Below are 20477 nucleotides of genomic sequence, written 5' to 3'. Positions count from 1 at the left end.
ACGGGACCGTCACCGAGCGGGGCGCAGGCCGTCCAGTTCGGCGCCGAGCGCCTCGCGCAGCAGATCGTGCCGGGGGCCGAGGGCGAACTGCCCGTCGGTCCATCGGTCGCGGGGGTGGAGCCACACCGGCATGCGCACCAACTCGTGCGGCTCCCAGTCGAACCGGGGCCATACGTGTGCGTGCAGGAAGCCGTCGGTGTTGCCCAGGATCTCCAGATTGACCCGGCGGAAGGCCGGGTCCATGCGGCGGGACACACGCTCGACCGCCTCTCCGAGCTGTTCCATGTCGGACAGGAACGAGAGCCGCTTGGCCCTGGGCAGGTCCGAATCATTCTGGCCGTACGGAGCGCCTGAGGGCCTCCGGCGCGGCAGCCGCAGCGGGCGGCTGCCGCGCGCACTCGTCTCACCCCATGGGGGCGGAGCCGTGCGAGGGGCCGTGGGCGGGCTCGGAGCCGGGGCCGGAGCCGGGCGGGGAAGCGGCTGGGGAAGCGGGCGGGGAGCCGTGGTCCGCACCGTGCTCAGCGCCGTGCGTGGAGCCCGTCGCGAGGGTCCCGCCGAGGCGGCCCTGGACGGCGCTCAGGGCCTGGGCCGACGGGCCCGTGACGACCCAGCGGGTGCCGACCAGATACGTACCGCCGTACATCATGGCTTCGTCCAGCCAGGCGCGCTGGCCCTGGTCGGCCGCGAAGGTGGCCATACGGAAGGCCTCCTGGCCCGTTCCGCACGCCCCTTCCCGGAGTTCCTCCGCGTCGACCGTGATCTCGGGCGTGCAGCCGAGCGCCGCGGCGAGGTCCTGGAGGCCGGCGGGCCGGGCGGCCGGGGCCGCGGCCTGCGATGCCGGCGTGCCGTGCCCGCCGTGCCCGCGGCCGTCGCCGTGCCCGGAGGAGGCACAGCCGCCGCACACCAGTGTCGCCAGCAGCACGGCGGCCGCAGTGGCCACGGTGGCCGTGGCAGGACGGTGGGATGAGGGCCGCACCGGTCAGCCGGCCGTCGCCGGTACCTTCTTGCCCGCGGCGGTGACCGCGAACCAGAGGCCCTGCTTGTTGTGTCCGTTGGCCTGTCCGGGCTCGGTGTCGCCGGTGAACAGATAGACGGGCCAGCAGTCGATCGTCAACTGCTCCGTGCCGTCCGGCCGCTTGACCGATCCCACCAGTGCAGCGGGTATTCCCGACGTCTTCTCCTTGTTCACGGGTGCCGCCGGTTTCCAGGTGTCCAGGCAGGCCCCGACACAACCGAATTTCATCGGCCACGCGCTGTCCTTGTCGAATCGGTAGAGCGTGCGCCACTGGCCGTCCACGAGAATCTTTCCCAGTTTCTCGTTGTCCGCGACGGAAAGTTCGGTTCCGGAATTCTCGGACCCGCCCGCACCCCCGCCCCCGCCCATTCCCATGCCCATTCCCGCGCCCATGCCCTTCTGGGCAATGGCCTTCTTCCCGTCGGAGGCCAGCGCGTGCCAGGTCCCCCCGACGCCCTCGCCCTTCGCCTCGCCCGCCTTGGTGTCCTTGGCGTAGCGGTACACCGGCCACCCCCCGAGGGTCAGCTGCTTGCTGCCGTCGGAGCGGGCCACCGAGCCGAGGAGGCCGGCGTCGATGCCGCCGGAGGCCGAGGCGTCGTCCGCGGGGACCGGCGGCCAGGCCGTGGCGCAGTCCCCGTCGCAGGTGGACTTGGGGGGCTGGGCGGTGTCCTTGTCGAAGCGGTAGAGGGTCATTCCGGCGCTGTCGGTGACCACGCTGCCCACCTCCGCGATCTCGCGCACCGACAGCTGGCCGGCCTTCGCACCGCCCGCGCCGCCCGCGGCCGCGTCGCCGGACCCGTCCGCGGAGCCGTATCCCGATCCGGAACCCAGGGCGGAACCGGATCCCGAACCGTAACCGGAGTCGTAGGCGTTTCCGAGGTTTTTCCCGGCTCCGGCCGGCTGGACGGAATTCGCCGCCTTGGAGGTGTCCGAACCGCTTCCGCATCCTGCCGCCAGCAGCAGAACCGCCACCACTGATCCGGCCGTTGTCGCTCGACGGTACTTCATCTTCACGATCACTCCTTCGGGTTCAGCCCGGGGATTACGTCCTCCGAGTTATTCATAAGGCCAGGAGAGCCCGCCGAATTCGTATTCCCGGGAATTTGTCAGATCGCGCCAAAGAGTGAACTCCGCCCGGCCGCGTCCGTTGACCGCGAGCTCATTCCTGGATGCGCAGCGCGAGCGCCGGACAGCGGCGCACGGCGCGCAGCGCCTTCGGGCGAAGCCGTCCCGGCACCGGCATCACGGCCTCGGCCGGGTAGCCGTCGCCGTCCAGCCGGACGACGTCGGGCAGCAGGTCCACGCAGAGCCCGTGGCCCTTGCAGAGCGTCCAGTCCACGACGAGCCGCTCGGGGTTCTCGTCGGCGGGCAGGGGCAGGGCCCCCAGGACCCGCCGTCCGCAGCCGCTGCCGAGGGCGTGGTCGCGGAGCTCCTCGGGGAAGACCGCCAGCGCGGAGGCCACGAAGGAGGCGGTGCCGTCGGGGTGGCTGCACGCGCCGCGGCGTCGTACGGAGCGCATCCGCGCCTCCACCGCCTCCAGGGCCGCCCGCCCTCCGCCGCCCACGAGGTCCTCCACGACCCCGGCGAGCGAGGGAAGCCCTCTGACGCAGGGGCCGCACTGGCCCGCGGACTCGTCGGCCATCCAGCGGGTCACCCGGGCGATCTCGCCGGCCGGGCAGGTGTCCTCGGGCAGCGGCAGCACGGCGCCCGCGCCCAGGACGGCGTCGGCCGAGGCCAATGACTGCCGGGACAGCAGCACCGTGCGGGCCGCCGCGGGGGCGAGCCACCGGCCGTGGTAGCCGCCGACCAGGACCCCCTGGCCCGGGCCGGCCCCGCACAGGTCCAGGACGTACGCGAGCGAGGTCCCGGCGGGGACCTCCACGACCGTGGACCCCCCGACGGTCAGCAGGATCGTGCCCGGCTCGGTCGGCAGGCCCGCCATCCGGTATTCGGGGGCGCCCATCCGTGCGGCGACGGCGAGCTGGGCGTACGTCTCGGTGTTGGAGAGCAGCGTCGGCACCCCGCCGAGGCCCCGCTCGCTGGTCCGCACCTTCTGCCCGGACGGGAGCGCCGGGCCGCCTTCCAGGCCGCGTACCAGCGCCGTCCCCTCCCCCGTGACGAAACGCTCGGGGAGCCTGACGACGCGGACCCGGCTGCCGGCCGGGCCGCGTTCGGCCACCGCGGCGCGCAGTGATCCCTCCACGTCCTCCCGGGTGACGCCGACGACCACGTCCTCGGCTCCCAGCGCGGCGGCCGCCAGCAGCGCCCCGTCGAGCACCAGGTGCGGGGCGTGCAGCAGCATGGCGGTGTCCTTGAGGCAACTGGGCTCGCCCTCACTGCCGTTGACGACGACCGCGGTGCGCCCGTCGCGCCCGCGGGCCGAGCGCATGACGGCCCGCAGCTTGCGGGCGAACGGGAAGCCCGCTCCCCCGCGGCCCCGCAGGTCGATCGCCTCCGCGAGCTCCACCAGTGCGTCCGGGTCGTACGAGGGCAACGGACCGTGCACCGCCAGGTGCCCGGCCCGGTCGAGCCGTTCGGCGACGTCGAGCCCCGCGAGCAGCCGGGGCTGGCCCACGCAGCCGAGGGCCGGGTGCGCGACTCCGGTCACTGCCGCCCCCGTACCCCGCCGAGCGGCTCACCGGGCCGGTCGGCGCCGGCGCCGAGGCTGCTGGATATGAACACCGCCTGGTAGGCGGGCCGTTCGGCGCCCAGCGCCGGGGCCGGCAGCGGGGGCACCGGCGCGGGGAGCGGTTCCTGGCCGACGGAGCGGCGGTCCGACTGCCGCGCCAGGCGGGCGGTCAGGCGCTCGGCGGCCCATTCCGCGGGCTGCCGGACGAACTGCTGCGGGGGCCGGGGCCGCCGCTGGGGCGGAACCGGCGCGGCGGGGGCGGCGGACGGCGGCGCGGCCACGGGCCGGGCGGGGGCGGCGCGCAGCCTCGACCGCAGGCGTACGGCGAGCACGGCCGCCACCCCGACCAGGCACAGAGCGTAGGCCACGGTCACCCAACTGCTGGCGGCGCGCCCGGACTTCAGGCCGTGCACCAGCGAGGCTCCCCAGGCGGGGTACGCGCCCACGTGCAGGGCCCGCCACCACAGGGAGCGGCCCTTGGTGGCGAAGGCGCTGCGCACCGCGCCCGAGACCGCCACGGAGACGAAGAGGTATCCGGCCAGGGTGCCGAGCCCGATCAGGAAGGGGCGGTCGCGGTCGGCGAACGGCACGAGGACGGACGCGGGTCCGGTGTGCGCCTCGGCGACCTTCACCCAGACGTGCAAGGCGAGGAAGCCGAGTCCGGCGACGGCGAGCCCGCGGTGCGCGCCTTGGGCGACGAGCCGGTGCCCGGAGCTGAGCAGCGTGCGGTCGGTGGCCGCCAGCCCCCACAGGACGGCGGAGGTGAGCGAGACGAGCGAGAGCACGCCCGCCCCGAAGTCGAGGAAGTCCCACAGGTGCGTGAGGGCGCCCGCCCGGGCGGCCACCGCAACCGCAAGGAGGGCTGCCAGGGCGGCGACGGCCAGGGCGGCGGGGTGCAGGCCCCCGGCGGCCGACAGCAGGGGCGGCCGCCGCAGCGCCCGTCGGCCTGCGGCCGCCGCCGCGGCGGCGCCGGCGTGGCGTCTGGTGCGGCGGGCCCGGTGAGAGCGGGGCGCAAGGGGCTGGGACAGGGGCATCGAGTTCTCCCATACGCCCGGGCCCGAGGCACTCCACCGCACTCGGCGCCCGGGGTAGTCGACGGAACTGCTCCGCGGTGGGCGGGAGATGAGTGCCTCGCCGACCGGGAGCGGGGGCCGGAGTGCAGAAGCATCGTGGAGCTTCGCAACGCCTCCACAGTATTTATCGAATCGTGACAAGTTCTTGCGCGCGTGGCATCGTCATCCCGAACGTCCGCGGAAGATTCCCTTCCAACGGTGCGGTGGCTGCCCGGGGTGACGCCTTGTCCGCCGCCACACCCGTCCCACGGCAAAAACGAGGCAAAGCCGCGGGACCGCAAGCGAACGGCACTCTCCTGGAGGGTGTACGAGGTGCTCAACTCCCGGTCGGCACTGGCGCCGAGCAGGGAGGGAGGCGGCTCGACAGGCCTGCCACCCTTCCACGGGGCAGGCCGTACCCCGGCATGAACGAGGTAACAATGTGCGAACTGCTGAACCGCATCTGGGCCCGCCCCCGCGGCGAATGGACCCGGGTGCTGCGAAGGGAACTGCCCGCGCTGGCCGCCGGGATGGTGGAGGAGATGAGGGAGGAGATCCCCGGATTCTCCGGCCTCGTCGAGGAACTCGGCGAGGAGGTGGTCAGACAGCGGGTGGAGGCGGCCCTGCTCACCACCCTCGGCTATCGCGAACCGGCGCCGCGGCAGCAGGACCCGCCGACGGCGCACCCGCCGGCGCCGGCACCGGTCCGCACCGAGGCCGTAGGCGAGGGCCCCGCGGCAGCCGGGGAGGCCGGCGCCCGTGAGCGCCCCGGTTTCCAGGGGCCGGGTTCCTTCCAGGGAACCGGTTCCTTCCAGGGGCACGGTCCCGCCGAAGGCCCCTGCGGCGAAGGGCCGCCCGCCGAACACCACGGCCGCAGTGAGCCGCCGGTGTGCGAACCGGCCCGCCGGCGCAGTCTGGCCCCGCTGACGGTGGTGCCCGCCGAGGGGCTCGGCGGTCCGCCCGAACGGGCGCGGCGCGAGCTCTTCTCCGCTCTCACGAGTGACATGCCCATGGCTGAAACGGCCCTCGCCGACCTGGCCGCCGCGGCCGGCTGGCCCCTCCCCTCCGAGATACGCGCGATCGCGATGGCCACGCCCGGCGAGACGCAGCAGCTCGCCGCCGTGCTGGACGACGGCCTGGCGGGCATGGTCGGCGCCCAGCCCTGCCTGCTCGTCCCGAGCCCCGATCCGGACACGCGCACCGCCCTGGAAGCCCTGCTGCGCGGGCGGTTCGCCGCCGTCGGCCACCCCGTCGCCCCCCGGGACACCGCCTCCTCCCTGCGGTGGGCCCTGCGCCTGCTGGCCCTGACCCCCAACCGCGCGGGCATGGACGCGCGGGCCCTCTTCGTCGACGACCACCTCTCGACCCTGCTCCTCCTCCAGGACGAACCCCTGGCGCACGCGCTGGCCGCACGCTGGCTGCGCCCCCTGGCCGACCTCACCCCGCGCCAGAGCGAACGGCTCGAAGTGACCCTGCTCGCCTGGCTGGAGGGCGGCGGGGCCCCCGAGGCCGCGAAGGCGCTGAGCGTGCACCCCCAGACGGTCCGCTACCGGATGCGCCAGCTGGAGAAGCTCTTCGGTCCCGGGCTGCGCGACCCCCGTACCCGCTTCGAACTGGAGCTCGCCCTGCGCAGCCGCCGCCTGATGGCCCAGGTGCGGCGCCAGCACTCACGGGCGGGCCGCAAGGTGCGGGCCGCCGCCAACGAATTCCGGCCGCTGGGCGTGGGCCGCATGGCCCGCGTCAACGGCCTCTGACCGCAGACTGCCCACCGGCACCCGGCCCCGGTCCCCGTCCCGCACCCACGCGGTACGGGGGCCGGGGCCGCCGCACGTGTACGCCGTCACCGGTCCGCGAGTACGGCCGAAGCCCCGGCGCGCAGCGCGGCGTCGAGGTCGAGCAGCTCGGCGTGGGCACGCGAGCAGGAGCGGCAGAGGGCCAGATGGCGGACCAGGCCGCGGCCGCGCGGGGCACCGCGGCGGCGGACCGCCGCGCCCAGTACGCCGGCGTAGTGGCGGCAGCGGGGGTCGGCCGCGGTGTCGACGTGGGCGCGCAGGTACGCCTCGCGCAGTCCCTCGCGGGCGCGGAAGGCCAGGGAGGTCACGGCGCTCGGCGTGATGCCCAGCAGAAGGGGGACGGGATGCGGGCAGTCGTCCTCGACGAGGGTGTGCCACAGGACGGCCTTCCACCGCTCGGGCAGGGCGTGGAAGGACCGGGTGACGAGCCTGCGGTCCTCGTCGTCCAGCAGTCTGCGCTGCGGTTCCTCTCCGCTCGGCGCGGGACGGCACCACGCCTCGACGTCGGGGGTCAGGACGGTCCGCCCGGCCCCCGCCCGCCATTCGACGGCCGTGTGCCGGACCACCGCCAGCAGGTACGGGCGCCAGCGCTCGCGGGGTCCGGCCCCGGAGCGGACCGCCTGGAGGGTCCGGATGAAGGCTTCGGAGACGAGGTCCTCGGCCTCGTGCGGGGCTCTGCGGCAGCAGCCCCGCGCGAAGGCGAGGGCGGCGCCGCTGTGCCGCCGGTACAGGGTGTCGCAGGCGGCGGGGGCCTGCACACCGGCCGCGTACGCCTCGCGCAGCTGCCGGATGAGTTCCCGGTCGCAGGGCTCGGCCATGGCGCTCCTCGGGTCTTCCGGGGCGACGCGCGCACCGTCGTCGACGGATCCGCGGGTCGGCCGGCCGGCGAGTGGGCCGGTCTGCCGGGGCCGGTCGGCGGTGCGCACACGGACGCGGTGCCGGCCCGAAGTCGGCTTCGGGCCGGCACCGCTCTCGGGGCGGAGCCGGGGAGGTAGGAGGAGGCGCCGCCCCGAGGGTCTCAGCGGCAGGCGCGCCCGTCGTTGATGCAGCGCACCGCCTTGGCCATCAGGCCGTCCGACATGACGTTGATGAAGTCGCCGTGGTCGGTCACGGGCTTGTGCAGCTGCTCGGGGAAGCTGTCCACGGCGAAGCGGGCGCCCGGCGGCACGCTGTACGTGATCCGCTGCACCAGCTGCGGGAGGGCCTTGAAGCCCGCCTTGCAGGAGCCGTCCTTGTTCGCGAAGGCCACGTGGGTGCGGTGGTTGGCGCTGTCGATGTTATTGCCGTCCCAGCAGCTCTGGAAGGTGAAGGTCCGGACGACGTCGCTGCCCTTGGGGCAGACCGGGTACTTGTCCTTCAGCTGGCGGTTCTCGAAGCCGGTGCAGCTCCACGAGGCGTTGGCGTTGCCGGGCCCGTTGGTGAAGGCCTTGGCGTCCCCCGTGATGATGCGCAGGAAGCGGGGCATGGCCGTCACCTTGCCCACGGGGCTGCCCTTGAAGTCGATGGTCACCTGCTTGGGCCGCAGGATCGTCCCGATGTTCGCGTCCTGGCCGCCGCCGGGCGCCTTGGCGTCGCGTTCCGCCCGGCCGTCCCGCAGGCGCAGCACGGGCCAGTAGTAGGTGGACTGGTCGCCGTTGGTGCAGGTGGTGCCGGAGGCCGCGAGGCTGTTGTTGGTGGAGAAGGCGTCGGTGGTCTTGTTGCCCACGTAGTCGTGCATGTGGTGGGCGCCGTTGCTCACGCCGGGCGCGACGATGACGTTGTCGGGGTTGAAGTGGCCGTTCTCGTTGCGGCCGCACTGCACCGAGAAGGACCCGGTGGACGCGCCCTGGCGGTTGCCCGGCTTGCGGACGTTCGGCCGTACGTTGCCGATGGCGACGAAGTCGCTGCGGGCGGGGCCGCCCTTGGCCTGCCGGGCGCCGTCCTGCTGCGCCGCGGCGCCCTGGGCCGCGAGGCCCTGCGCCTCCCCGTCGCCGGCACCGGGCTCGTCCGCAGGATCGGGGGCCGGGGCCTGCTTCATGGTGCAGGCGCTGAGCGCGTCCAGGCCCTCGGGACGGGCGTCGCCCGCCTGCCCGATCGCGTCGGAGAGCGAGGCGATCGTCTTGCCCCGCTGGTCCTTCAGGCCGCCGAGCAGGGCGTCGCCGCGGGCCCGGCCGGAGGAGAGCTGCCGGTAGGCGTCGGCGACCTGGGTGTCGAGCTGCGCGAGCTTCTCGTCCACCGCGGGCCGGGCCTGGTCGGGCACGGTGCGCAGCCGGTCGCCCACGTCGGGGCAGTCGATGGTGGCGGTCACCGGTGCCGCGGCGTCCTGCCCGGCGAAGGCGCCCTGGGCTACGACCACGGCCCCGCCGCCGCCCAGGACCAGGGCGGACATCACGGCGAGGGCCTTGTGCGCAGGCCGTAGACGGCGTTTGTGGCCCTTTTGACTCATGCGATCACTTCACTTCGTCGGTCGGGGAAGGGGGGCGGAAGGGGACGGCGGGGCGTCCGCGAGGCCGTCGAAGTCGACGAGCCCGGTGGCTTCGAGGACCGTGATGTGGTCCAGGACGGTGGTGTTGGCGTCGGTGGCCAGGGCCCGGACCATGGAGTTGCGGGTTTGGGCGCGTATTTGGGCGACCAGCGCGAACACCTTGCCGTGGGCCCGGCGCAGCAGCTGGGCGAACAGCTGCTCGTACTGGGGACCTTGGGCCGCGTCGAGCTGGTCGAGCCAGCCCTGCTGCTGTGCGGAGGGCCGGTTGGGCAGTTCGATGCCCAGGGCCTGGCCCACCTCCATGACCCGCCGGTCCAGTTCGGTGTGGCCCTCGATGAGGTGCTCCCCCGCGGTGCGGACCATCGGGCGCTTGCCGCGCTGCTGGGCCTGGCGTCCGGCGGGCAGCTCCCACAGTCCGGCGAGCCGTACCTTGCGGACGAAGTCGCGGTCCTGGGGTGTCAGGGGGCCGAAGGCCGTGCTCAGGGTGCCGGCGCCGTCGTCGTCGCCGGTGGCGGCCGGGGCGGCTGCGACGGCCGAGCCGCCGAACTTCTGCACGGGGATCAGCAACGCGATCAGGGTGAAGGCGAGGGCGCCGATGACGACGCCCGTGGCCATCACATGTCTCGAAGCGACCGACATGCTGCCGATGGCCGACCGACGGAATGACAGCACTGTGCCTCCTGGGTACGGGGACCGGGGACCGGGTGCCAAGGGACGCTAGTGCCCTGTGTGGTGTCCGCGCGGAAGGACCATCACGAATGGACAAACATCCGGGCAAGGCCTCGGAAGGCTGGTACCGTGCCGACCCGTTCAGCGGCCCGGGCCCGGCTCCGGTCCCGCCGCCGGCAGCGCCCTGCCGCGCGCGATGAGGAGGGCGACGTCGTCGCGGTCGTCGGGCTGGCGCAGGGTGCGCAGCAGCAGGTCGCAGGTGTCCTCCAGCGGACGGCCCGGATCGCCGAGCAGTGTGGTGAGGGCCTGCAGCCGGATGTCGATGTCCTGGTCGCGGGTTTCGACGAGGCCGTCGGTGTAGAGGACCAGTTCGTCGCCGACGCCCAGATCGAGGGTGGAGGCCTCGAACGGCACGCCGCCGACGCCCAGGGGTGCCCCGGTGGGCAGGTCGAGGAGTTCGGGCTCGTGCCCGGGCCGGGTGCGTACGGGGGGCAGGTGGCCGGCGGTGGCGATGCGGCACCGGCCGTGGTGGGGGTCGTACACGGCGATCACGCAGGTGGCCATCGTGTGGCCGAGGCCGGTGGTGGTGTGGTCCAGCCGGGTCAGGACCGCCGCGGGGTCGAGGTCGAGTTCGGCCAGCGTACGGGCGGCGGTGCGCAGTTGGCCCATGGTGGCGGCGGCGTTGATGCCGCTGCCCATGACGTCGCCGACGACGAGGGCGGTCTTGTCGTCGGGCAGCGGGATGACGTCGAACCAGTCCCCGCCGACCTCGCCGACCGCGGCGGCGGGCTGGTAGCGGTAGGCGATCTCCAGGCCGGGGGTGGGGGTGGGGTGGTGGGGCAGCAGGTGGCGCTGGAGGGTGAGGGCGGCGTGGCGCTGCCTCTGGTACCAGCGGGCGTTGTCGATGCAGACGGCGGCCCGCGCCGCCAGCTCGCTCGCGAGCAGCAGGTCGTCGTGGTCGAACGGCAGCGGATTGTCGGTGCGTTGCAGGCCCATGACCCCGATGACCTCGCCGCGGGCGATCAGGGGCACGGCGAGGTACGAGTGGAGACCGGCCTCCGCGAGGAGGGCGGCGGCCTCGCTGTCGCGGGCGATGCCCGCCAGCCTCCCGGGGCTCACGTCGGCCCGCAGGATCGGGCGGCCGGTGTGGACGCACTGGGTGACCAGCCGGGTGGAGTCGTAGCGCGCGATGGTGCCGACGGGGTCGGCCGCGCGGGTGGCGGGGGTGGGCCGCGCCGCCTTGACGGCCAGGGCACGGAATTGCACGGTCCCCTCGGTCTCGCCGCCGGGCGGGTGGTCGCCGAGGACGGAGTCGAGGATGTCGACGGTGGCGACGTCGGCGAGCTGCGGCACGGCGACGTCACCCAGTTCCCGGGCCGTGACCCAGAGGTCGAGGGTGGTCCCGATGCGTACGGACGCGTCGGCGATCAGTGCGAGCCGCTGGCGGGCGATGGCGATGGCGGTCGACGCCTTGTGCTGTTCGGTGACGTCCACGACGGAGGCCGCGACCCCTATGGGCTTGCCCGCCGGGTCCTCCAGCCGGTAGACGGAGACCGACCAGGCGCGGTCCTCCTCGGGAGCGACGGGCGTACGGCCGGTCGTGAACTGGTTCAGCTGCGGTGAGCCGCTGGTGAGGACCTCGCGCATGGCGGCCTCGACGGCTTCGGCGTCGAGGAAGGGCAGGGCCTCGGTGACCCGGCGGCCGATGTGCCGGGAGGCGGGCAGCCCGTTGATGCGTTCGAGGGCCGGGTTGACCAGGACGTAGCGCAGGTCGGTGTCCAGGACGGCCAGGCCGATCGGGGACTGGGCGACCAGCCGCATCGAGAGGGCCAGGTCGCGTTCCACGCGCCGCAGGGTGGCCTGGTCGGAGGCGATGCCGAGGGCGTAGCGCCGGCCCTGCTGGTCCTCCAGCCGCATGTTGCGGAACTCGGCCAGTCGGGTGCTGCCGTCCTTGCGCAGGACGGGGAAGACGCCCGCCCATGGGCCGCCGCCGGCCATCACCTTCTCGAAGAGGGAGAGGACCAGCCCGAGATGCTGCTCGTCGACGAGCAGCTGGGCCGCGAACCGGCCCAGGGCCTCCGAGGCGGTGTAGCCGAAGAGCGCCTCGGCCTGCGGGCTCCACAGGGCGATCCGGCCGCTTTCGTCGAGGACCACGGCCGCGACGCCGAGCACGTCGAGGAGCCCCGGCCCGGTCGAGGGGCCGGGGCGTGCCGGTTCGGGACCGGCCGGGGAGGCGTCCGACGTACTCATGCCGGCCACTCCTTCCCGTCCACGGCCAAGGGAGCGGTCGGTCGGCCCGCTCGGTTCCATGCCCGGGGCTGCCCGGGTGCTCCCATCCTCTCTCCACTCCCCCGGACCGGCAGCCGCAGCACTGTGCGGTTCGGCCGTCAGGCGGGTGCGGCGGCCCGGCAGGGCGCGCGAACCCTCCGCGCGGTGTATCCAGGAGGCATGGACCCCCGGCCGACACGAGCCCGCCTCACGCTGCTGTCGGTTCCGTTCGCCCTGATCGCCGGGGTCACCCTGGTCGACGTACTGGCGCCGCCCGAGGTCCACCTCGGGCCCTTTCTGGTCGCCGCACCGGCCGTCACGGCCTCCTTCGCGGGGCCCAGGACGACCGGGCTGGTGGGCGCGGCGGCGGTCGTGGCCCAGTCGGTGGTCGCCGCGGCCCGGACCACCCTCACGGACCTGAACCACACCCTCCAGATCATCGCCCTGGTGCTGATCTCGATCCTCGTCACGCTGTTGGCACACCTGCGCGAGGTCCACGAGAGGCAGGTGACGCAGCTGCGCTCGGTGGCCGAGGCCGCACAGCAGGTGGTGCTGAGGCCGCTGCGCGAGCGCATGGGTCCGCTCCGGCTGGCCTCCGTCTACCTGGCGGCCGAGGCGGAGGCCCGGATCGGCGGAGATCTGTACGCCGCCGCGCGCACGCCGCACGGCACCCGGCTGATCATCGGCGATGTGCGGGGCAAGGGCCTGGAGGCCGTCGGCGAGGCGGCCCTGGTCCTCGGGGCCTTCCGGGCCGCCTCGCACCAGGAGGACGACCTGCCGGGGCTGGTCGCCCACCTGGAGGCCGCGGTGGCCGCGGACCCGGACGGACCCGACGGGGAGGCCGTGGATTCCGGTGAGGCCTTCACCACCGCGGCGGTGCTCGACGTCCCCGATCAGGAGATGACCGTGCACCTGGTCAGCTGTGGGCACCCGCCGCCCCTGCTGCTGCGCGGCGGGCAGGTGGTCCCCCTGGAGGTGGACCACCCGGCGCCGCCGCTCGGCCTGACGCAGTACGTGGATTCCGGGTACGCGGTGCAGTCCTTCTCCTTCGAGCCGGGCGACGTCGTCCTCCTCTACACGGACGGCGTCATCGAGGCCCGTGACCGGGCCGGCTCCTTCTACCCGCTGCCCGAGCGCGCCACCGGCCGCTCCGGCGACGGCCCGGCCGCGCTGCTGGGCCATCTGTGCGCGGACCTGCTCTCCCACGCGCCGGGGGGCCGCCTGGGGGACGATGCGGCGATGGTGGCCATCGAGCGCGTGGCCGACCGCTCCTGATCCCGCCCGCCGGCCCCCGGCGAACCCCTCCGTGAACTCCTGACCGGACCCTTGGCACCGGGCCTCGTGGCGGACCGCTCGATCCGGGCGGTCCGCCGGCCCGTCCGCGCACCGACTCGCGCACCGACGCGCCCACCGACTCCTGCACCGACTCCTGCGCCGGACGACGGCCCGATACATCTGGCATGACAACGGCTGCGGCGTGTCGGCCAGTTGTCCGGATATCAGCTCGTTCGTGAGGAGCATACGGCCCGGCCTTCGGGATGATTCGCCCGGACGCCCCGTGCAACAGGGTGGTGACGCCATCGAACCCACGGAAAGGAAACGGCTCTTCGTGAACATGAAACGCCTCGCGTCGACCTTCGCCGCCGCAGGCCTCCTGGCGGTCACCGCGCCCGTGCTGTCCGCGACCCAGGCGACGGCCGCCCCGGCGGAGTACGCCCCGCAGAAGCCCGCCTGGCACCGCTGCAGCCCCGACCAGCCGGCCGCGTTCGAATGCGCGACCCTCAAGGTGCCGCTCGACTACCGGCGCCCCCGGGGCCGCACGATCGATCTCGCGATATCCCGGCTCAAGAGCGACAACCCGGCCAAGCGGCACGGCGCCATGCTGCTCAACCCGGGCGGCCCCGGAGGTCCGGGGCTCGATCTGCCGCTGCTGATGAACGAGGCGATGCCCAAGGACGTACGCGAGCAGTACGACCTGATCGGCTTCGATCCCCGCGGCGTCGGCGGGTCCAGCCCGATCACCTGCGGACTGACCGCCGCTGAGCAGAACTTCAACCGCCCGTACAAGGAGGAGACCTTCCCCGCGGACGTGGCATGGGCGCAGACGGTGGCGGACAAGTGCCGTGAGAAGGCCGGTTCCGTACTGCCGTTCATCACCACGCGGAACACGGCGCGGGACATGGACGCGATCCGCTCGGCGCTGGGCGAGCGCAGACTCTCCTACCTCGGCTACTCGTACGGCACCTATCTGGGCGCGGTGTACGCGCAGATGTTCCCCGGCCGCACCGACCGGTTCGTCCTCGACAGCGGGGTGGACCCGGCGCGGGCCTGGCGCGGGATGATCCAGGTGTGGGCGACCGAGGCCGAGCCCGCGTTCAAGCGGTGGACGCAGTGGACGGCCGGGCGTGCGGGCGAGTTCGGGCTGGGGGACACCCCGGAGGCCGTGTCGCGGACCTTCTGGGACCTGGTGGCCCGGGCCGACCGCGAACCGATCGAGTTCGAGGGCCAGAAGCTCACGGGTGACGACATCCGCACCGCGCGGGCGCTGTTCTTCTACCCGGCGCAGGCGGCGCCGGTCGTCAAGGCCCTCAAGGACGCCGCCGACGGCAAGCCGGTCCGGCTCTCCCCGGACCGGCTGAAGCTCCTGAAGCCCACCGCCGAACCGGCCTCCGACAACGACACGGCCGTGTTCTGGTCGGTGGTGTGCGGGGACACGGAGTGGCCGCGCTATCCCGAGCAGTACGCGCGGGAGGCCGCCCGGGACAAGGCCGCGTACCCGCTGTACGGGGACTTCGCCTCCAACATCAAGCCGTGCGCCTACTGGCACCGGCCGATCGAGCCCCCGACGGCGATGAAGACCAGGGCCGACGTGCTGACCGTGCAGAACGAGTGGGACTCGCAGACCCCGCTGGTCAGCGGGCAGGGCCTGCACCGCGCCCTCAAGGGCTCGCGTATGGTGCTGGCGATGGGCGGCGAGGGCCACGGCGTGTACCTCTTCGACCCGGCCTCCTGCGCCAACGCCACGGTCAACGCGTACCTGGCCACGGGCAGGCTGCCCGCCGAGGACGTGACGTGCCGGACGGCGCCGTCCGCCGCCGAGCGCCGCACGGAGCTGGTCCCCTCCTCCCCGCAGCGCTTCCCGGCGCTGACGGACGGAAGGTTCTGACCGAACCGACACCGACGCCCCGGACCTCGCCCGCCCCCCAGGACGCCGCCCCGGCCTCCTCGTCACGGCGGCCGCAGTCCGGGGCGTCCCCGTGTGCCGCACGCGGCGGGCCCACCGGAGTTCACGGCCGGGGATGTTCGCCGATCCCGTCCCGGGCCGGGGAGCCGGCCACCGGTCCCCTGGCCGCCGGGCCCGCGATACGGCTTCCCCGCAGCGGGGTCAGCAGTCCGGCGCCGACGACGAGCAGGCAGAACACCCCGCCGGCCACGCTGACCGGGGGTACCCCGTACCGGTCGGCCAAGACGGTGAGGACCGCCGCGCCCACGGGCCCCGAGGCGTTGTGGACGGTCCAGAACGCCGAGGTGACCCGGCCGAGCAGGTGGTCGGGGGTCACCTCCTGGCGCAGGGTCATGGAGCAGACCCCGCCGAGGGTCATGCCGAACATGAACACGGCGGCCAGCAGCGCGATCACCACCACGCTGCGGCTGAGCCCGGTGCCGGCCACCGCCGCACCGATCATCGCGACCGAGCCCAGCCAGCAGGCGCCGAACCCGAACGTGCGGCGCAGCGCCCCGGCGGCGAGGGCCGCGGCGACGACCCCGACCCCGCTGACCGCCATCACCGCACCGAGGGTGGCCGCGTCCTGGTGGAGGTCTTCCCCGACCCGGTAGATCAGCAGGTCGGTGGCGCCCATGGTGAGGAAGGTGAGCAGGGTGAGCAGGACGGTCAGCGGCCGCAGCACCGCGTGCGTCCACAGGAAGCGCAGGCCCACGAGGAACACCTCCCGCAGCTTCCCGCTCTCCTCGCCGGGCCCGGCGGCCGGTTCCGCCCGCCCGAACGTCACCCACCGCAGGCCGGCCGCGGAGACCAGGAAGGTCGCCCCGTCCACGCCGAGGGCCCAGTCCGGTCCCACCCCCGCGGCGATGAACCCGGCCGCCACCGGCCCGAAGAGGGTCCCGACGGCGAAGGTGCCCATCAGCCGCCCGTTCGCGGCGGTGAGGTCCTCGGGCCGTACCAGGTTCGGCACCGCGGTCACGTACGCCACGTCGAACAGCGTGTTCAGGGCGGTGACCAGCGCCGTCAGGACGTACAGCACCCACATCCGGGGACCCGCGGACCACAGGAACGGCACCGCGCCCAGCAGTACGGCCCGTACGAGGTCGCAGGCGATCATCAGACGGCGGCGGTCCGTCCGGTCCACCACGTAACCGGCGAACAGCCCGGTGCCGATGCCGGTGACTCCGGCGATGACGGTGATCAGGCCCATCTGGACGATGGACCCGGTGGCGTCGAGCACGAGCAGGGGCAGCGCGAGCAGCGAGATGGACCCGCCGAGCACGGACAGGGTCTGGCCGAGCCAGAAGACGTTGAAGTCCCGGTTCCGCCACAGCGCCGAACGGGCGGCCACCCCCGCTCAGCCCAGCAGGGCGTAGACGGTCGACGCGGTGGCGGCCGGCTCCTGGGCACCGTCGGGGGTCATGGTGATGTCGGCGAAGGCCATCCGCTTGCCGAGCTTGGTGACCCGCACCTCGATCAGCACGTCCGCTCCGACCACCGGCCGCTGGAAGCTCGTCGACTGCTGCACGGTGGTCATGGGGCCGTACGCACCGCGCGCCGCGGAGATCGCGACGACGGTGGCGGTGTCGGCGGCGGCCATCAGGGCCTGCCCGGACAATCCGCCCCCGTCCCGGGCCAGCTCGTCGGACCAGGGCAGCCGCAGCACGGCGTGCCGCTCGCCCGTCTCCTGGACGCTCAGCCCGAGAGCGAGCACCCAGGGGGCGAAGTTGTCGCTGAGGATCTTGTCTGCGTCTGCGGGCGTCATGGTCATCCGCAGATTGTGGCGGCCCGCCCCGGGCCGCCACAACACCCTTTCCTCAGAGGCGGGCCGCCAGCTCCGTGCCCTGGCGGATCGCCCGCTTGGCGTCCAGTTCAGCGGCGACGTCCGCGCCGCCGATCAGGTGCGCCTCGATGCCGGACGCGCGCAGCGCCTCGTACAGGTCGCGGCGCGGCTCCTGGCCGGTGCAGAGCACCACCGTGTCGGCCGGTACGAGGCGCTGCTCACCGTCGACGGTGATGTGCAGGCCCTCGTCGTCGATCCGGTCGTACGCGGCTCCCGCGACGGAGACGACGCCGCGGTGCTTGAGCTCCGCGCGGTGGATCCAGCCGGTGGTGGTGCCGAGGCCGGCGCCGACCTTGGTGGCCTTGCGCTGGAGCAGGTGGACCTGGCGCGGCGGCGCCGGGCGCTCGGGCGCGGTCAGGCCGCCGGGGCCTGCGTACGCGGTGTCCACACCCCAGTGGCGGAAGTAGACGGCGGGGTCCTGGGAGGCGCCCTCACCGCTGTCCGTGAGGTACTCGGCGACGTCGAAGCCGATGCCTCCGGCGCCGACGACGGCGACCCGCTCACCGACGGGGGCGCCGTCGCGCAGGACGTCGAGGTAGCTGACGACGTGTGCGTGGTCGACGCCCTCGATGTCGGGGATGCGGGGGGTGACACCGGTGGCGACGACGACCTCGTCGTAGCCGCGGAGGGTTTCGACCTCGGCGAGGGTGTTCAGCCGGACCTCCACACCGCGCTCTTCCAGCTGGGTGCCGAAGTAGCGGATCGTCTCCTCGAACTCCTCCTTGCCGGGGATGCGGCGGGCGATGTCGAGCTGTCCGCCGATGTGGCCGGAGGCCTCGAAGAGGGTGACGGCGTGGCCCCGCTCGGCGGCGGAGACGGCGCAGGCGAGCCCGGCCGGGCCGGCGCCGACGACCGCGACGCGCTTCTTCAGCTGCGTGGGCGAGAGCACGAGTTCGGTCTCGTGGCAGGCGCGGGGGTTGACCAGGCAGCTGGTGATCTTGCCGCTGAAGGTGTGGTCGAGGCAGGCCTGGTTGCACCCGATGCAGGTGTTGATGGTCTCGGAGCGGCCGGCGGCGGCCTTGGCGACGAAGTCGGAGTCGGCGAGGAACGGGCGGGCGAGCGAGACCAGGTCGGCGCGGCCCTCGGCGAGGATCTCCTCGGCCTTCTCCGGGGTGTTGATGCGGTTGCTGGTGACCAGCGGGATGCCGACCGCGCCCATCAGCCGCCGGGTGACCCAGGTGTAGGCGCCGCGCGGGACGGAGGTGGCGATGGTGGGGATGCGGGCCTCGTGCCAGCCGATGCCGGTGTTGATGATGGTGGCGCCGGCCGCCTCGATCTCCTTCGCGAGGTGGACGACCTCGTCGAGGGTGGAGCCGCCGGGGATCAGGTCCAGCATCGAGAGGCGGTAGATGAGGATGAACTCCTCGCCGACGGCCTCGCGGGTGCGGCGGACGATCTCCAGCGGGAAGCGCACGCGGTTCTCGTACGCGCCTCCCCAGCGGTCGGTGCGCTTGTTGGTGGCGGCGGCGATGAACTCGTTGATCAGGTAGCCCTCGGAGCCCATGATCTCGACGCCGTCATATCCGGCCAGCTTCGCGAGGCGGGCGGCGCGGACGAAGTCCTCGACGGTGCGCTCGACCTCGATGTCGGTGAGCTCGTTGGGGACGAAGGGGCTGATGGGGGCCTGGAGGGCGCTGGGGGCGACGAGGTCCTTGTGGTAGGCGTACCGGCCGAAGTGGAGGATCTGCATCGCGATCTTCCCGCCCTCGGCGTGCACGGCCTCGGTGATCACCCGGTGCTCGGCGGCCTCGTCCTCGGTGGTGAGGCGGGAGCCGCCCTCGAAGGGCCGCCCGGCGTCGTTGGGGGCGATACCGCCGGTGACGATCAGGCCGGCGCCGCCGCGGGCGCGCTCGGCGTAGAAGGCGGCGAGGCGCTCGAAGCCGCCCTCGTGCTCCTCCAGGCCGGTGTGCATCGATCCCATGATCACGCGGTTCGGGAGGGTGGTGAAGCCGAGGTCCAGGGGGCTCAGCAGGTGCGGGTACTGGCTCTGGGAGCTCTGCGGACTCATCGGGACGTGCCTCCTCGCGCGGGGGGTGATGCACCTGTTGTAGCGAGGCGGGGAGGCTTTTGCAACTAGGTGCATAACCAGGTCGGCCCCCTGTGGTCGAGCTCACGCGCTCGATGGCCGCCACCTCGTTCGAATCGCCAAAAAGGCCATATTTCGCCCTAGGCGGCCCCTTCTCCGGTCATTAGCGTCACGGGGCGCTGAGACCTCACGCCGGTGAGGTAGTGGAGGGGAACACATGAAGATCGGGCTGCGGCGTTCTCTCGCACTCGCGGGAACGCTGGCCATCCTGCCGCTGATGGCCTTCTCGGCCGAGGCACAGACCCCGGGGCCGCTCTCGGCCGACGCGGTCGCCGCGATGACCCCGGAACGACAGGCAGAGGTACTTCAACCGCTGAGGGCCGCGGCCGACGCCGCCGCCCGGGTGGGGCGGGAAGCACGGGCCGACATCTACACCCAGGTCGAGATGGCCTCCGACTACCGCTCCGTCAACGTGTACCTGACGGACGTCCGCGAGAGCGGAAAGTTCATCGCCGCGGTCCGCGCGGCCGACCCGAAGGTCGACGGCCGGCTGATCCACGTGGTCAAGGCGAGGAAATCCGCCCAGGACCTCAGGAAGGAGATCTCCGGGATCACGGGGCGCTCCGACCTGCCCTTCAAGGTCTCCCTCGCCGCCAGTGCCGTCGACGGCAGCAGCATCGACCTCTCGGTGGACAACCCCCCGGCGGCGCAGGCCTGGTTCGCCTCTCCGGCCGTCACCGGGCAGCGCGGCGGCGCCTCCGCCACGCCGGTGCGCATCACGCAGGCCGCTCCTGCGCAGCCGCTGAACCGCTGGAACGACACCGCGCCGTTCTACGCGGGGGCCGCGCTCGGGCCCGCCTCGGGCAGCCAGTCGTACTGCACCAGCGGGATTCCGGCCGTCAGCACGTGGGACGGCCGCCAGTGGCTGGTCACGGCCGGCCACTGCTACAACGTCGGCGACAACGTCTGGGCGGCCGGCGGCAACTACATCGGCCAGGTCAAGTTCAAGCGGCCCGAGCTCGACTCGGTGTTCATCGAGGCGGCCACGTACCGCTACACCTGGGACGGCCTGGACGCCAACGGCTACACGCGCTACCTCAACGGGGTACGCAACGTGGCGGTCGGCGACTTCACCTGCCAGCTCGGCTACAACTCCAAGGTCGTCTGCAACATCCGCACGGTGTACGCGGGCAACGCCAGGTGGAACGTCAACGGCACCGACGTCTGGGGCAGTTACGGCGTACCCCACTACGGTGGCATCGTCGGCCGAGGCGGTGACAGCGGCGGTCCGGTGATCTTCATCAACGACCAGAACTCGCGGCAGCTCAACGGCATCGTCAGCTACGGCTGGGGGTGCAACGCCTCCAAGGAGTGCAGCACGGGGCTCGGCTGGGTCGACGTCTGGTCCATCTTCAACGGCTTCGCCATCAAGCTGAATCCGTCCTGACCCCCGCCCCGGCGGGATCGGGCGGGTGCCCCCGGCCGGCTGCGGCCG

The 20477-nt window shown here is 73.4% G+C and carries 16 protein-coding genes; 4 read left to right on the top strand and 12 right to left on the bottom strand.

Annotation, left to right across the window (positions count from 1 at the left end; translation table 11 throughout):
* Positions 1–9: 9 nt before the first annotated feature.
* From ABZ128_RS16930 to ABZ128_RS16910, 5 genes are all read right to left on the bottom strand, one after another.
* Positions 10–378 carry a diadenosine tetraphosphate hydrolase gene (locus tag ABZ128_RS16930; protein ID WP_356849207.1) on the bottom strand — a complete coding sequence of 123 codons (369 nt, stop codon included), beginning with the start codon at positions 376–378 and terminating at the stop codon, positions 10–12.
* A gap of 25 nt (positions 379–403) precedes the next feature.
* Positions 404–940, bottom strand: coding sequence for a hypothetical protein (locus tag ABZ128_RS16925; RefSeq protein ID WP_356849115.1), 537 nt, complete (start codon positions 938–940; stop codon positions 404–406).
* Positions 941–979: 39 nt separating this feature from the next.
* Entirely contained in the window at positions 980–2023 is a 1044-nt protein-coding gene (locus ABZ128_RS16920) for an SCO0930 family lipoprotein (protein ID WP_356849114.1), read from the bottom strand.
* A 151-nt stretch (positions 2024–2174) separates the two neighbouring features.
* Positions 2175–3623 (bottom strand): NADH-ubiquinone oxidoreductase-F iron-sulfur binding region domain-containing protein, encoded by a 1449-nt coding sequence (locus ABZ128_RS16915; RefSeq protein WP_356849113.1) that lies wholly within the window; start codon positions 3621–3623, stop codon positions 2175–2177.
* Positions 3620–4678: a hypothetical protein gene (locus ABZ128_RS16910; protein ID WP_356849111.1), complete on the bottom strand. Its 1059-nt coding sequence runs from the start codon at positions 4676–4678 to the stop codon at positions 3620–3622. Before ABZ128_RS16910 ends, ABZ128_RS16915 begins: the two co-directional genes overlap by 4 nt.
* Before the next feature lie 443 nt (positions 4679–5121).
* On the opposite strand from ABZ128_RS16910, the gene ABZ128_RS16905 reads away from it, so the two are divergent.
* On the top strand, positions 5122–6450 hold the full coding sequence (locus ABZ128_RS16905) for a helix-turn-helix domain-containing protein (protein ID WP_356849110.1): 1329 nt from the start codon (positions 5122–5124) through the stop codon (positions 6448–6450).
* 86 nt (positions 6451–6536) lie between these two features.
* Here the strand turns inward: ABZ128_RS16905 and ABZ128_RS16900 are convergent, their stop codons facing one another.
* From ABZ128_RS16900 to ABZ128_RS16885, 4 genes are all read right to left on the bottom strand, one after another.
* Positions 6537–7307: a sigma-70 family RNA polymerase sigma factor gene (locus ABZ128_RS16900; protein WP_356849109.1), complete on the bottom strand. Its 771-nt coding sequence runs from the start codon at positions 7305–7307 to the stop codon at positions 6537–6539.
* A 200-nt stretch (positions 7308–7507) separates the two neighbouring features.
* Positions 7508–8914 carry a DUF1996 domain-containing protein gene (locus ABZ128_RS16895; protein ID WP_356849108.1) on the bottom strand — a complete coding sequence of 469 codons (1407 nt, stop codon included), beginning with the start codon at positions 8912–8914 and terminating at the stop codon, positions 7508–7510.
* 9 nt (positions 8915–8923) lie between these two features.
* Complete coding sequence (locus ABZ128_RS16890) at positions 8924–9592, bottom strand: DUF4142 domain-containing protein (protein ID WP_356849107.1); 669 nt, start codon at positions 9590–9592, stop codon at positions 8924–8926.
* 171 nt (positions 9593–9763) lie between these two features.
* Positions 9764–11872 carry a SpoIIE family protein phosphatase gene (locus tag ABZ128_RS16885; protein ID WP_356849105.1) on the bottom strand — a complete coding sequence of 703 codons (2109 nt, stop codon included), beginning with the start codon at positions 11870–11872 and terminating at the stop codon, positions 9764–9766.
* 198 nt (positions 11873–12070) lie between these two features.
* Between ABZ128_RS16885 and ABZ128_RS16880 the strand changes: the two genes are divergently transcribed.
* Both ABZ128_RS16880 and ABZ128_RS16875 read left to right on the top strand, forming a co-directional pair.
* Complete coding sequence (locus ABZ128_RS16880; protein WP_356849103.1) at positions 12071–13165, top strand: PP2C family protein-serine/threonine phosphatase; 1095 nt, start codon at positions 12071–12073, stop codon at positions 13163–13165.
* Positions 13166–13505: 340 nt separating this feature from the next.
* A complete protein-coding gene (locus ABZ128_RS16875) occupies positions 13506–15056 on the top strand; it encodes an alpha/beta hydrolase (protein WP_356849205.1) in 1551 nt (516 codons plus the stop codon).
* Between the two features lie 121 nt (positions 15057–15177).
* On the opposite strand, the gene ABZ128_RS16870 is transcribed toward ABZ128_RS16875, so the two are convergent.
* Genes ABZ128_RS16870 through ABZ128_RS16860 form a run of 3 tightly spaced genes read right to left on the bottom strand, consistent with a single transcriptional unit; the run spans position 15178 to position 18964 of the window.
* Positions 15178–16464, bottom strand: coding sequence for an MFS transporter (locus tag ABZ128_RS16870; RefSeq protein WP_356849102.1), 1287 nt, complete (start codon positions 16462–16464; stop codon positions 15178–15180).
* A gap of 6 nt (positions 16465–16470) precedes the next feature.
* The gene (locus ABZ128_RS16865) at positions 16471–16884 is read right to left on the bottom strand and encodes a PaaI family thioesterase (protein ID WP_356849101.1); all 414 of its coding nucleotides are present in this window, start codon (positions 16882–16884) and stop codon (positions 16471–16473) included.
* 46 nt (positions 16885–16930) lie between these two features.
* On the bottom strand, positions 16931–18964 hold the full coding sequence (locus ABZ128_RS16860) for an NADPH-dependent 2,4-dienoyl-CoA reductase (RefSeq protein ID WP_356849099.1): 2034 nt from the start codon (positions 18962–18964) through the stop codon (positions 16931–16933).
* A 235-nt stretch (positions 18965–19199) separates the two neighbouring features.
* Here ABZ128_RS16860 and ABZ128_RS16855 point away from each other — a divergent pair, with 235 nt between their 5' ends.
* Entirely contained in the window at positions 19200–20429 is a 1230-nt protein-coding gene (locus ABZ128_RS16855) for a hypothetical protein (RefSeq protein ID WP_356849098.1), read from the top strand.
* Positions 20430–20477 lie beyond the last annotated feature (48 nt).

Origin of the sequence: Streptomyces sp. NPDC006326, assembly GCF_040612915.1 — a bacterium.
Lineage (GTDB): Bacteria > Actinomycetota > Actinomycetes > Streptomycetales > Streptomycetaceae > Streptomyces.
This window is presented reverse-complemented; position numbering and strand designations above follow the sequence as displayed.

Bases quoted from the DNA above. Each gene is read 5' to 3' on its own strand.
- ABZ128_RS16885 (WP_356849105.1), bottom strand. From the start codon at position 11,872: ATGAGTACGTCGGACGCCTCCCCGGCCGGTCCCGAACCGGCACGCCCC.
- ABZ128_RS16910 (WP_356849111.1), bottom strand. From the start codon at position 4,678: ATGCCCCTGTCCCAGCCCCTTGCGCCCCGCTCTCACCGGGCCCGCCGC.
- ABZ128_RS16865 (WP_356849101.1), bottom strand. From the start codon at position 16,884: ATGACCATGACGCCCGCAGACGCAGACAAGATCCTCAGCGACAACTTC.
- ABZ128_RS16895 (WP_356849108.1), bottom strand. From the start codon at position 8,914: ATGAGTCAAAAGGGCCACAAACGCCGTCTACGGCCTGCGCACAAGGCC.
- ABZ128_RS16900 (WP_356849109.1), bottom strand. From the start codon at position 7,307: ATGGCCGAGCCCTGCGACCGGGAACTCATCCGGCAGCTGCGCGAGGCG.
- ABZ128_RS16905 (WP_356849110.1), top strand. From the start codon at position 5,122: ATGAACGAGGTAACAATGTGCGAACTGCTGAACCGCATCTGGGCCCGC.
- ABZ128_RS16880 (WP_356849103.1), top strand. From the start codon at position 12,071: ATGGACCCCCGGCCGACACGAGCCCGCCTCACGCTGCTGTCGGTTCCG.
- ABZ128_RS16920 (WP_356849114.1), bottom strand. From the start codon at position 2,023: ATGAAGTACCGTCGAGCGACAACGGCCGGATCAGTGGTGGCGGTTCTG.
- ABZ128_RS16890 (WP_356849107.1), bottom strand. From the start codon at position 9,592: ATGTCGGTCGCTTCGAGACATGTGATGGCCACGGGCGTCGTCATCGGC.
- ABZ128_RS16875 (WP_356849205.1), top strand. From the start codon at position 13,506: ATGAAACGCCTCGCGTCGACCTTCGCCGCCGCAGGCCTCCTGGCGGTC.
- ABZ128_RS16855 (WP_356849098.1), top strand. From the start codon at position 19,200: ATGAAGATCGGGCTGCGGCGTTCTCTCGCACTCGCGGGAACGCTGGCC.
- ABZ128_RS16860 (WP_356849099.1), bottom strand. From the start codon at position 18,964: ATGAGTCCGCAGAGCTCCCAGAGCCAGTACCCGCACCTGCTGAGCCCC.